The sequence below is a fragment of the Paenibacillus sp. 01T47 genome, assembly GCF_056398245.1.
The window spans coordinates 314868-328039 of record NZ_JBFTPA010000003.1; the positions used below are offsets into that span (position 1 = coordinate 314868).

Genomic DNA, 13172 nt, shown 5'->3' on the forward strand with positions numbered 1-13172 from the left:
AAATGGATATCAACAAAACAGAAACATATCAGCCGTGCAAAGAGATGTTTTGTATCATGTTTTGCTTGGCACAATGGGCTTTGTAAGATAGGAGATACAAATGAGAATAAAAAGTTCACTGCTTAATATTTCTGCTGGCTTAGGTAATCAAATAATTATAACTGCATTAAGTTTTATTTCGCGTACAGTCTTTATTCACAGCTTAGGAGTAGAATATTTAGGCATCAACGGATTATTCACAAGCATTCTCTCTATGCTTACATTAGCTGAGGCGGGTATAGGTTCAAGCATTATTTATAATCTATACAAGCCGGTAGCGGATAATGATCGTCCCAAAATATTAGCATTAATGCAATTGTATAAAAAAGCCTATCAGATTATCGCGGGCGTTGTCTTGCTACTGGGCTTAGGTCTCATGCCATTTCTCCATCTATTTATTAAGGAAACAAACGTTGAAAATATCAGCTTTATTTATGTGCTTTTTCTCATTAATACAGCTGCACCTTATTTGTTTGTGTACAAGAATTCTTTTTTGAACGTAAACCAGAAAAACTATATCGTAACGATTGTTTTCTCAATTTCTGCTATTATTTCGACTTGTATGAAAATTGCAATCCTCTATTTCACAGAAAACTACATACTCTATTTAATAGTTGAGAGTATTCTGTCTATAATTACCTCCATCATAGTAGCCTATATCGTTGATAAAATGTATCCTTTCCTTAAAGAGAAGATAAAAAGCAAGTTGGATTATGAAACAAAAGCTAGTTTTATAAAAAATATGAAAGCTATCGTTCTCCAAAATGTAGGCAATTACTTTATTTTTGGCGTGGATAGTATCCTTATTTCCTCATTTATAAGTATTGCTGCTGTGGGTTTATATTCCAATTATAAAATGCTTATAGATATATGCCGTACATTTTTGAATCAGGTATTTAGCAACATGTATCACAGCCTAGGCAATTTAGTAGCGAAGGAAAGTGCAGAAGCAATTTATCGTATTTTCAAAGTCACCTATTTGCTTAATTTCTGGTTATATTCATTATTATCAATCATGCTTTATTTATTGGTTGAGCCCTTTATTGATATTTGGATTGGTTCTGAATACAAAATGACCAATATTGTACTTCTTGTTCTTGTTATCGCATTCTATGAAAGAGGTATGCGCAATTCATTAAGCGCAGTTAAAACGACAGCTGGGATTTTTCACCAGGATCGGTTTTCTCCTTTGTTTCAAGCCGTAATCAATTTAGGAATTTCACTGGTTTTCGTAAAATTCTGGGGGATTGCCGGTATTTTTGCAGGATCAGTGTTAAGTGCATTAGCGATCCCTTTTTGGTATACACCTATGTTAGTTTATAAGAAGGTATTCAATCAGCCTATAAGGAGATACTACAGTAGTTATGTTTACTATACATGTATTGGTGTGATTTCATGTTTGATTGCTAGTAGAGCTATTATTATTGTACCTTCAACTACCATAATAGGTTTAATTATTCAGAGTTTCATTTGCTTCGTACTTGTAAATATAATATACATTGTATTTTTTCACCGTACCGCTGAGTTTAAATATTTGTATGGCGTCGTACTTGCTTTGCTGCATAAACTTCCTCACTTCACCAGTGTTTACCATAAGACAATTAAGCGCAAGCGTCATATGGAAGTTGGCGGAACTAAGTAACCGTTCTCTGACAAGCTACATATGTTAAGAGTAAAACGGAGGTGAAAGTTATGCAGCAATATGGGTCATACCGAATTGAGCTTGACCGTTTTAATATAAGCAATGATAATTCGAATGCTGCAACAACGACTAAAGGCATAAATGATGCTATAGTATGGGCCAATTCTGAGGGGTATCAGCATATCGTGCTTCCTAGTGGGACTTATTGCGTCAGAATGGATCCTAGTTCCTTAGTTGCTATTGAACTAGTAAGCGGTATTCATCTAGAGTTGGAACAAGGCTGCGCCATTGAAATGGAAACGAATTCATCACCGAGTTACTCAATTATTGAAATGAAGGCGATTAGTGATGCCAAGTTGTCAGGAGGGCAACTAATTGGTGACAAGAAGACACATTTATATGAAATTTATGTGAATTTTACTAGAGGCGGCATTAATGCTGACGGTTCATTGAACGATAATCCTAACTGGATCAGAAGCGATGTACTTGATCGTTACGAGCATCCAGGACTTCTAACTAATTTTAGATTATGGAGCATGACTGGTGTAAATGCATCCAGCTATCAGTTTTATCAATATAAAGATACCGTGTCCAAGGCAACTTTTGTTGGTTCTAGGACAAATGGCGCTTTTGCTCCAGCAAATCCAGCCGGAAGAGGTTGGCTTTTAAATGAGGATAAGGATGTAAGTAAAAACAACAAAATGGTATTTGCCATCTTATTACCTACCCCATTGACGGATAGTCAGATTAGCGCGCTTCGAGGTAAGGTTGACAATGTAGCTTATACTCATGAGAAGGGTTACGGGGTTAATGTTCTCGGTTCTAATCAAATAGAGATAAGCAATATTGAAATTTCTAATTGTACAGGTGATGGGATTTATTCAAGCTGGGAGCAATATTATGATGATCCATCATTGTACACGCAGGAGCAGATGGGTTACCAGATCCTTATTCATGATACCAATATCCATCATTGCCGAAGGCAAGGGATTTCATTGTGCGGTTCAAACGATGTGCATGTCTATCGCAATCATATTCATCATATTGGATTTGATGATGATGGGGTAACGTCTAATTTCCGAAATGGTACATCTCCTATGTTCGGAATTGACATTGAATCGCAAGTAAGTGAAACCAATATACCAGTTAAGTCTGCGACTAATCCGTCAGGATTTGAATTAAATTATAGAATTTATATTACAGACAATTATATCTACAGCAACGCAAGAGGACATTTTGTTAATGTTGATGGTACTGAGATTAACTTGGTTGGAAATAACTTTGAAGGCAAAAATGTTGGTGGAATAAGCTCATATTCAAATTATCCATCAGTAGCATATATAAACAACTCATTTACGGATTGTGATTTAATTGTGCAAGGTGATAATTTTGTGAATGGTGCAGTATTTCTGAGAGGGAATTTAAAGCTTAATGATGTAAGAGGGGCAGTCGTACAAAATTGTGTCATTAAAGATGGAATGGTTAGTGGCTCCAGTGTTTATGGCTATTTTGGGACACCTGCAGTTAATGTGACTACAGGAACTTTTACGTATAGCACTCCACATGGCATGGGCAACGGTGCACAAATATCATTTGAACAATGGGTAGGCAAGGTTCCGACAGGAATTAGCATTGATAAATTATATTACACAGTAAATATCTCTTCCGTAGCATTTCAGGTATCTGAAACGAAGGGAGGTCCACCGGTTGTTATTAAAGACGCTGGGCAGCCTGGATTTAACATTAGTAGATTTAATTACGGAAGATGTTATTTGTCCAACATTACAATAGAAAGAGACTGGCGCAATGACAATGCTTTAGCACGAAATTTCAATATTCTAGCAGCTGGTGCTGTCATTAGAAATGTTATGGTAAAGAATTACGATGTTTTAATAAACGTACCTCAAGATTATGTAGGACGCCCAAATATGATTAACGGCATGACGGTTATTGAAGGCTCCGCAAAATTTGAGGCTTCTCACATTAGCAATAGTGAATTTATTAGAGCTAAAAGTACAGTTATGGGAGCAAGTGACGTTCAGCTTGGTTCGACCGATGCAAAGTTCACTCGGCAAGTTACGCTGCGATCATCATTGCTTCAAAACTCTGGTATCGCGGTGGATGGCAATTCAATCGTTTCAGGCACTACCTTTTTAAATTCAGCTATTGGCAAGTCGGACAATACGAACAAAGCTGTATTTTCACAATCTTATCTTGAAAACACGAAAGTAAATTTAAATTGGATTCGGCAAAATCAATCCGTAACTATAGCTAAATCTACATTTAGCGGTGTAACAGTAACAGGAACCGCCCCATATGTCCGATTGATTGATAACACTGATCTTAGCAGCAGCTAGCTTTTAACCTTAAAAAAAGAATAGATCCCTGTCACTTACAAGTTGAGGCAGGGACTATTTTAAAATATAATGTTCGTTATTAAGAATTAAGGGGAGTGAACTAATGAAGTCAGCTTTACCCTCAACTGCCTACATATTGCAAATTCATAAAAACCCAGCCCAAGTAAATACGTTTATTAGTCAATTGACTGCAACCGATACGGCAGATGTATATGTTCATATTGATAAAAAAAATTACGATGAGGTATCACCTAAAATTAATAGATCCCCACGCATTAACGTGTTGGAAGAAAGCTGTAATGTGAAATGGGGAGATATTAGCCAAGTGGATGCAACGATCATGCTGCTAAGGAAGGTATTAACCTCAAAAGTAGATTATGACTTTGTATGCTTAAGGAGCGGTCAGGATTTACTCGTTAAAAATGGTCTTAAAGTTCATTTAATGGAAAATCCCAATAAAATATTTATGTCTGCGAAATTTATTCATGATCGTGATATTTCTGCTGCACATGTAAATATGAAATGGTTTGATTCAGCAAGAAGACAATACAATACATTCCACCCGCTTAGAGTTTTCAGAAGCATAATGCTGAAGCTGTATAAGAAAGGTTTAGTTCTTTTCCCTAACCGCCAGTTAATGCCTAACAATTATTTGTTGTATCATGGCTCCTCATGGTTCTGCATACCAATTGAAGTTGCAAGATTTATCATAGATTTTCTTGACCAGAACAAATGGTATTATCAATATTTCAAAAACGCGCTGTGCCCAGATGAATGGTTTTTTCAAACCTTAGTTATGAACTCGAAATATGCGGATCAGGTCACTAATGATAATTTAACTTATTTAAAATGGGGAGAAGAATATAACAATAGTAATCACCCCATAAACCTAAGCTTTAAAGATATTGATTCTATTGAAAAATCGAATAAATACTTTGCGAGAAAATTCGATGAAAGAGAAGATGTAGCAATGATAAATTATTACAGCGAAAAGGTATGCATGTGAGCTTAGCATCGGAGAGGTATTTTTTTTGATTTAATTGTTCTTTATTAAGAATTATTGAGAGGGGTAAATAAAATGGCAATCTTAGTAACAGGCGGAGCGGGGTACATAGGCAGTCATACTTGCATTGAGCTTCTTGAAGCGGGATATGAATTAGTAGTTGTTGATAATTTGTCTAATAGCAGCTATATCGCTTTAGAAAGGGTAAAAGAGATTACAAATAAAACCTTTACCTTTTATCAAATGGATCTTATGGATCAAAAGGGACTCGAGCATGTATTTTCGAATCATGCTATTGATGCCGTTATTCACTTCGCTGGGTTAAAGGCTGTCGGAGAGTCTGTTCAAATGCCTTTATCTTATTATCATACCAATATAACGAGCACTTTAATTCTTTGTGGAGTCATGAAGAAATTTGGTATTCATAAATTAGTGTTTAGTTCCTCGGCTACTGTTTATGGACGGCCCGAACAAATTCCGATTATTGAGGATTCACCGCTCTCAGCAACAAATCCATATGGCCGGACTAAGCTCATGCTAGAACAAATTTTACTGGATCTAGCTAGTTCAGATAACAGCTGGGGAATAACGATCCTGAGGTATTTCAACCCTATTGGCGCCCATAAAAGTGGTCAAATTGGAGAAAATCCAAATGGAGTGCCAAACAACTTAATGCCTTACATATCGCAGGTAGCTGTTGGCAAGCTTAAGCAGTTGCATGTATTTGGAAATGATTATCCAACTGTGGATGGCACTGGAGTGAGAGACTACATTCATGTAGTAGATCTAGCAAAGGGGCATGTAAAGGCACTGGAAAACATGAGTAGAACATCAAATGTGAATATATATAATCTTGGCACTGGAAATGGTTACAGTGTGTTAGAGATGATTGCAGCCTTCGAGAAGGTAACTGGGCAAAGCATTCCATACGAGGTCGTTAGCCGCAGACCTGGCGATATTGCTGTTTGTTATGCAGATACGCTGAAGGCAAATGAAGAATTGAATTGGTTTGCAACAAAAGGAATAGAAGAAATGTGCAGCGATACGTGGAGATGGCAATTTTCAAATCCGAATGGATATGAAGAAGATACACTGTTGAAATCTGAACTTGCAGCAAAATAATATACTGAATAGCTCTGTTAATGAAGCAACATTTTGAGCTCCTAATTTGATCTAGCGGGCTCTATTTCCTTCCCCTGCTCCCTTTAACAATCATTAAATAAATTCGACAAAAAATGTAATTATCTTTCATTTTTGTGAGACAGGAAGCGACAGCATACGCAATTAGAGTGATTTATAATACATCTATAAACGAATGACAAGCATAGGGAGACGTTGAAATGCGTTTAGTATCTGGGCACCTTAAACGCATGGAGTCAGTGGTGCAACCGTCCCAAATTGAATGGGGGACATGGGAAAATGGTACTTACAAAATCAGAGGATAATCAGGATTTAGATATGGAATGGGTAGCATTAATCATGAATGCACGTTCTTTGGGGTTTAGCAAGGAAGATGTTAGAAAGGTATTACTATGTCTTGAAGAAAGCAAGAAAGATGATATACAAGAAACAGCCGTATAAAAGAGAATAAAGCGCTACTCGCGCTTTATTTTCCATTTATTGAATTCTAAAAATTCTTTAAATTGATCTTTGCTTACGCCAGAAGCCATTGCTTCTCGAACTAGATCGGCCCACTCGGTGTCTAGATTGCTAGTTTTACGATCATTGTTTTCATCGCTATTTAAAAATTCTTCAACCGTTACGTTTAATACTGCGCCTACCTTTTCGAGAAATTGAATCGAAGGATTTTGCTGGAGCCCTCGTTCAATAGAGCTTAAGTAAGATTTTGCGACGCCTGCCCGTTGCGACAACTCCGTTAGGGATAGGCCTTTTCTCTTGCGCAGCATCTGAATACGTTCTCCGATCATAGCAAACTCCCCCGTTATCTCTTCGTTGTAGACTAACACTATTATAACGAATAATTCTTAATTGCGAAAGCTTGTAAGTTTTAACGAATAAAAAATAAAATGACGTCTAAATTAGAAAAAAATAAGGTTAAACCCATTTCGAAATGTTGTTCTTATAAAAGAACGATGTTTCGTTTTATTTTGTGATATTTTGGTGAAAAAACGATTGACAACGTCTGTTTTCAAGTGTATTATTCAAATATGTTCTTTATTAAGAACTAAAAGACATTCAATGATGCTCGCATCTCGTTCGATTGAAGAACACGCTGGCTATCTAAATCGGAGGCACGAATGAGCGCAATAGCAGTCGTTTATGAAGTTGATCAGACAGCCCATGTGTTAGATCAGGGGAATAGACTGATGCAGCAATTATCGCGGTTTCCTTGCAATACAGCTCAAGCATGGAATAAGAACAATGTATTTGTTGGATGCCATAATCAATGGATTACACCAGAGTCTGTCGGGGAATGCAATCCCTATTATGATTCGGAAAGACGCTTAGTCATAAGTGCCGATGCAATTATTGATAACCGCATTGAGCTGTTTGAAGCATTAAATGTAGAGCTTGGCCGTAGAGTGCAAATCACTGATGCCGAACTGATTTTACTCTCCTATGCAAAATGGGGGGTTGAGTCACCCAAGCATCTGATCGGTGATTTTGCTTTTATGATATGGGATGAAAGAGAACAAAGAGTGTTTGCTGCTAGAGACTTCTCAGGTTGTCGAACATTGTATTATCACTGGAACGGAAACCGGTTAGCGATGTGTACGACGATGAAGCCATTGCTGGAGCTGCCAGATGTTCATAAACGTCTGAATGAGCAATGGATGGCACAGTTTTTAGCTATCAGCACAGTAATTGATGTTGTTGACGTTACACAAAATGTGTATAAGGATATTTTGCAATTGCCGCCATCTCATTGCATGACATTGGTTAATGGTCAAATAAAGGTCATGCGATATTTTAAGCTAACGGCAAATAAGAAACTTCGCTTCAAAACGGACGAACAATATGTTGAAGCATTCAGGGATGTATTTCAACAGTCAGTAAATGCACGATTGCGCACTTACAAACAAATAGGTTCACAATTAAGTGGGGGGTTGGATTCAGGAGCAGTAGTTAGTTTTGCAGTTAAAGCCCTTCGTCCAATAAATAAAGAAATACATACATTCAGTTATGTTCCTCCAAGCGATTTTGACGATTATACCTCTCGTCAAACGATTGCTAATGAATCACCCTATATTAATTCAACTGTCCAGTATGTTGGTGGGTTTCAAGCGAACTATCTTGACTTTAAAGATAGAAATTCGTTTTCAGATATTGATCCATTTCTGGAGACATTAGAAATGCCTTATAAATTTTTTGAGAACTCTTTTTGGATAAGAGGCATATTCGAACAAGCTGCGGCGAAAGACATTGGCATATTACTAACAGGTGCGCGAGGTAACTTGTCCATTTCTTGGGGTGATGCCTTCGAAAACTACTCTCGTCTCTTAAAACGTTTCAGATGGATTCATTTACATAACGAAGTAAAGGCATTTAGCAGAAATATGGGGACTGGGCGTGGACGAGTACTTTCTGTTTTGAGTAAAATGGCTTTTCCAGCACTTAGCAGATTACATATCAATCAAGAGCCTTCTATTGGACCTATTATAAATAGCGATTTTGCAACGAAAACTAAAGTTTTTGATCAACTTCGCGAGCATGGAATGGACCAGACAGGTTGGTTAGTCGAGCAGAACATTTATAAAATAAGAAGAGAACATTTTGAGAATCCATTATACTGGAATGCTACCAATACAGTTACATCAAAATTTTCGTTACCTAATGCTTTATGGAGTCGTGATCCGTCAAATGATAGTAGAGTTATCCAGTTTTGCTTATCGGTACCAGAGGATCAATATGTTCATAAGGGATTAGATCGAGCTCTTATTCGAAGAGCAACTGAAAATTATTTACCGGATGACGTAAGGCTCAACCAGCGTGTTCGCGGCGTTCAGGGTTTGGATTGGCTTCATCGTATAAGACCAGATTGGCATTTGTTTATCGAAGAGGCAGAGTCTATGAGCAAAGATGATAGAATGATGTCTCTTGTAGATGGCAACCTGGTTAAAGGAGCATTGTTACGTTTTAAAAAAAAGGTGGATTCAAATCTAGCAGAGGATGAAGGTTTGCGAGCCCTTATGAGAAGTGTAATTGTGTATCGATTCCTTAAACGACATTTTTAACCATCTACTCATAGCATCACTCTAATTTACTAGGAAAGCTAGATTGGTTTCATGGATACAAAAGTGATAAACATCATTAAGGAGGTGATACATATGTCAAAGAAGCAATGGATCAAGCCAGAACTACAAGTTCTGGAAGTCAAAATGACTGAAGCTAGTCCTAAAGTGGGTACTCGTTTGGACGCAACATTCCCAACTGGAACTCCCGTTCCAGACCTCCGTTATAGCTAATCGCAATTGTGTAAGTTAAACTTCATGCCCTTGTATGTTTGTTATATAAGGGCTTGAATGTTAATTATCTTTTTATGGAGTGGATGTCTGTTGATTACAAAGGTCAGGGAAGGTTATAAAGCATTTGGTTTGAACATATCTAGTGAAATTCCATTTCCTGAACTACTTAGGATGAATGATCTTCAAGTGTGTAATGATGTTGAAGTTGTGATAGACCCCAGCTTTAAGGAAGCGTTTAATTTATCGCCTTATGAAGTTATTGTTGATGGAGAAGCAGTAACGATGAGACTACCTGATGCCGGTGTTTTTAGTATTCAAAATGGCAATAAGATCATTGTGTCTCCATGCGCTGAAGCAGACGAGGATGTAATTCGATTGTACCTTCTTGGTACCTGTATGGGGATCATACTTATACAAAGATCGATTTATCCACTTCATGGGAGTGCAGTTGTTATTAATGGTAATGCCTATGCTTTTATAGGTGAATCAGGAGCCGGCAAGTCAACCCTCGCTTCTGCTTTTGTAGGACGGGGACATAAGCTTGTAACAGATGATATTGTTCCTATTTCATTCTTACCAGCTGAGAATCGCCCTATCGTTACTCCCTCCTATCCGCAGCAGAAGCTATGGCAGCAGAGCTTGGATGCTTTCGGAATGAATAACGCTGAGCTTCGTTCCATTCATGGTCGGGAAACGAAGTACTGCATCTCGGTTGAAGATAAATATTATACGGATCCTATACCACTAGCAGGGATTTTCTTATTAGAAAAATCAGATGTAGACGGAATAAATATTCAAGCAGTTAAGAAGCTGGAAAGACTGCCTTTATTATTTCAACATACATATAGACATTTTTTAATTCCAAAAATGAACCTTGTGAGCTGGCATTTCGGTTTCTCCTCAAAGTTGGGAGAGAGACTGCCTATCTATCATTTACGGCGTTCGGAAAATGAATTTTCGGCTCCACAATTAGTCGATCTTATATTAAAAACCATTTCGTTGGAGGAATAAATGATGACAATAGAAACGAACAGCCTAACATTGAATCAGGCAAATCTAGCACAAGCGAGTATTGTTCGAGACCAGGAGAATATCGTTAGTGATATGGGCGGTGAAAAAGTTATTTTAAGTATCAGAAACGGGAACTATTATAATCTTGGCATTATGGGTAGTCAGATTTGGGAGCTAATACAGGAGCCTATTCCTGTCATGCAACTAATTGATAAGTTGATAGAACAATATGATGTCGATCGGATTACATGTGAAGAGCAACTGCTGCCGTTCCTGCTTCATCTGTCAGAAGAAAAATTAATTCACTACAGTCTATAACGTTAAGGTGAGAAAATGGGGATTATAGGAAAATGTAAAACAGTTTTTTCTTTGGATATGAAGACGCTGCTCCTCTTTATCGAGACAGGTTTATATTTGGGAAGGATAAGAATGCAGCTGCTTTATTTTCCATTCTCACGGATAGCTCCTACACTAGGCGTTTATTTGAAGGAAACCGACTCTGAATATAGTCAGCAAAATCACGAGATAATTTTCAATGTTTATCAATCGATAGAAATAATGGGAAGAAATACGTTTTGGGAGACAAAATGTTTAGTTCGAGCGATTACTGCTATGAAGATGCTGGAAAGACGTCAAATTGAAAGCACCTTGTATTTAGGAACAGCAAAGGACGAGAACGGGAAGTTAATCGCTCATGCTTGGCTTCGGAGCGGTTCTTTGGTTGTCTCAGGTGCTGAAGAAATGAACAGATTTACCGTAACGGGTATGTTCGCTAAGTTCATTCAATGAAAAAGAATGGAAAGTGATGAGGTAATGAGTCACATTATATATTTCACTAAGAAGCTACATAGTTACTCTGGCAAGGTGCTTTATTTCAATTTATTCGGCATGATGCTCATTGGTTTGTTAGAGGGCGCTGGAATGTTATTATTAATCCCTTTATTATCTATTATCGGTATTATTGATTTTCAAATCCACGCTATACCTGGCCTCGCCTTTTTTGAATTTTTGCAAGTTATGCCTAAACTGCAAGCCTTATTGATCATCCTTTCCGTATATTTAACATTAGTTATCGGTCAAAGTTTTGTAAGTCGAAATCTTAGCATACGCGAAACGCAAATTTTGACAGGGTATGTTAATAGTGTGAGATTAGAAATATATCGAACATTATTGCAAACACAGTGGGCTTTCTTTTTAAAAAAACGAAAAACAGATCTCATCTCATCTTTGACCGATCAATTATGGCGTGTGACTAATGGCGCTTACCTTATTCTTCAACTTTTGACATCAATCATTTTTACAATGATTCAAATAGGTATTGCATTTGTAATTTCGGCTAAGATGACGCTTTTTGTGCTTGGCTTTGGTTTAATTGTCATTTTTATATCTCGTCGATTTATTAAACAATCAAAAGAGCTTGGAAGTGAAGCTATTGAACTTTATCAAGGTTATATGGCAGGCATTACGGATCAGTTCAATGGAATGAAGGATATTAAGAGTAACTCTTTAGAGACATCACGTTATCGTTGGATGCTGGGCTGGACTCGAAAACAAGCGGAAGAGCGGAATAGCAATAGTATTGTTAGTAATAATTCTCAGCTTGTTTACAAGTTGACTTCTTCGCTTATGATCGCTGTATTTATTTTGTTCTCGGCGACAATGTTCCAACAAGAAGGCGGGTATTTATTGCTTATCATTGCTATTTTCGCTCGTCTATGGCCACGATTCACAGGAATTCAGTCCAATGTTGAACTAATTGCTTCCTCCATACCCGCTTTCAAAACATTGATGAACCTTCAAGAAGAATGCATGCAAGTTCAGGAAGTAACAGATATCATTCAATACGAAGATGAGAATGTTGGCAGCATGAAGTTCGAGCATCAGCTTGAATGCCGTCAAGTATATTTCCGTTACGATCAAGATCAGGTAGACTATACATTAGAAGCTATTAATCTTCGTATTCCTGCTAATGGTATGACTGCAATTGTTGGTCAATCAGGTGCAGGTAAAAGTACATTAATTGATATGATTATGGGCATGTTGAAGCCTGATCAAGGTTCTGTGCTCATTGACGGTAAGACGCTTACAGATGAGGATCTGTTGTCGTTAAGAAGATCAATCAGTTATGTCCCGCAGGAGCCGTTTCTGTTCCATGGGACGATTAGAGATAACTTAATATTAATCGATCCGAATGCGACGGAAGATCAAATATGGGAAGCGATGGAGTTCTCTTCTGCGGCTGAATTTGTTCGCAAGCTTCCGGATGGCATCGATACGATTATTGGTGATCGTGGAATACGTTTATCAGGCGGGGAGCGTCAGAGACTCGTTTTGGCTAGAGCAATATTAAGAAAGCCATCTATCCTTATTTTGGATGAGGCTACAAGTGCACTAGACAGCTTGAACGAGACAAAAATTCAAGAAGCCATAGAGCGGCTTAAGGGAAAAATGACCGTTATCGTCGTTGCTCATCGCTTATCGACCATTCGGAATTCAGATCAGGTTATCGTGTTGGAAAATGGGAAAATCGTGCAAACGGGCCATTTTATCATGCTCGCTGAGGATAAAAAAGGACTGTTCAGCCGTTTGTTAGGCAACCAGCTGCAAGTAGCTTTATAGTCGTAACTTTACTATACTAATTAGAGTAGTAAAGTTCATGACAGGGACAGGCATTTACTCCTTTGGATAGATTA

Annotated in this window: 12 protein-coding genes and 1 riboswitch; of the genes, 11 read left to right on the plus strand and 1 reads right to left on the minus strand. The window is 37.7% G+C overall.

Annotation, left to right across the window (positions count from 1 at the left end):
• The first annotated feature begins 100 nt into the window (after window positions 1–100).
• The 5 genes from AC1DOV_RS08800 to AC1DOV_RS08820 all read left to right on the plus strand — a co-directional run bounded on the left by AC1DOV_RS08800 (window position 101) and on the right by AC1DOV_RS08820 (window position 6622).
• Complete coding sequence (locus tag AC1DOV_RS08800) at window positions 101–1681, plus strand: lipopolysaccharide biosynthesis protein (RefSeq protein ID WP_477549727.1); 1581 nt, start codon at window positions 101–103, stop codon at window positions 1679–1681.
• Between the two features lie 50 nt (window positions 1682–1731).
• Entirely contained in the window at window positions 1732–4038 is a 2307-nt protein-coding gene (locus AC1DOV_RS08805; protein ID WP_477549728.1) for a right-handed parallel beta-helix repeat-containing protein, read from the plus strand.
• 103 nt (window positions 4039–4141) lie between these two features.
• The gene (locus tag AC1DOV_RS08810; protein ID WP_477549729.1) at window positions 4142–5044 is read left to right on the plus strand and encodes a beta-1,6-N-acetylglucosaminyltransferase; all 903 of its coding nucleotides are present in this window, start codon (window positions 4142–4144) and stop codon (window positions 5042–5044) included.
• Between the two features lie 72 nt (window positions 5045–5116).
• Window positions 5117–6163: a UDP-glucose 4-epimerase GalE gene (gene galE, locus AC1DOV_RS08815; RefSeq protein ID WP_477549730.1), complete on the plus strand. Its 1047-nt coding sequence runs from the start codon at window positions 5117–5119 to the stop codon at window positions 6161–6163.
• Between the two features lie 197 nt (window positions 6164–6360).
• Window positions 6361–6442, plus strand: a riboswitch (cyclic di-GMP riboswitch).
• An 18-nt stretch (window positions 6443–6460) separates the two neighbouring features.
• A complete protein-coding gene (locus tag AC1DOV_RS08820; protein ID WP_339207751.1) occupies window positions 6461–6622 on the plus strand; it encodes an anti-repressor SinI family protein in 162 nt (53 codons plus the stop codon).
• A 14-nt stretch (window positions 6623–6636) separates the two neighbouring features.
• On the opposite strand, the gene AC1DOV_RS08825 is transcribed toward AC1DOV_RS08820, so the two are convergent.
• Entirely contained in the window at window positions 6637–6969 is a 333-nt protein-coding gene (locus AC1DOV_RS08825) for a helix-turn-helix domain-containing protein (protein ID WP_339207752.1), read from the minus strand.
• A 330-nt stretch (window positions 6970–7299) separates the two neighbouring features.
• On the opposite strand from AC1DOV_RS08825, the gene AC1DOV_RS08830 reads away from it, so the two are divergent.
• From AC1DOV_RS08830 to AC1DOV_RS08855, 6 genes are all read left to right on the plus strand, one after another.
• Entirely contained in the window at window positions 7300–9237 is a 1938-nt protein-coding gene (locus AC1DOV_RS08830; RefSeq protein ID WP_477549731.1) for an asparagine synthase-related protein, read from the plus strand.
• 93 nt (window positions 9238–9330) lie between these two features.
• On the plus strand, window positions 9331–9468 hold the full coding sequence (locus tag AC1DOV_RS08835; protein WP_339207755.1) for a paeninodin family lasso peptide: 138 nt from the start codon (window positions 9331–9333) through the stop codon (window positions 9466–9468).
• 90 nt (window positions 9469–9558) lie between these two features.
• The gene (locus AC1DOV_RS08840; RefSeq protein WP_477549732.1) at window positions 9559–10479 is read left to right on the plus strand and encodes an aldolase; all 921 of its coding nucleotides are present in this window, start codon (window positions 9559–9561) and stop codon (window positions 10477–10479) included.
• Window positions 10480–10797 (plus strand): lasso peptide biosynthesis PqqD family chaperone, encoded by a 318-nt coding sequence (locus AC1DOV_RS08845; RefSeq protein ID WP_477549733.1) that lies wholly within the window; start codon window positions 10480–10482, stop codon window positions 10795–10797.
• A 15-nt stretch (window positions 10798–10812) separates the two neighbouring features.
• Window positions 10813–11268: a lasso peptide biosynthesis B2 protein gene (locus tag AC1DOV_RS08850; protein ID WP_339207758.1), complete on the plus strand. Its 456-nt coding sequence runs from the start codon at window positions 10813–10815 to the stop codon at window positions 11266–11268.
• Between the two features lie 24 nt (window positions 11269–11292).
• The gene (locus AC1DOV_RS08855; RefSeq protein WP_477549734.1) at window positions 11293–13098 is read left to right on the plus strand and encodes an ABC transporter ATP-binding protein; all 1806 of its coding nucleotides are present in this window, start codon (window positions 11293–11295) and stop codon (window positions 13096–13098) included.
• Window positions 13099–13172 lie beyond the last annotated feature (74 nt).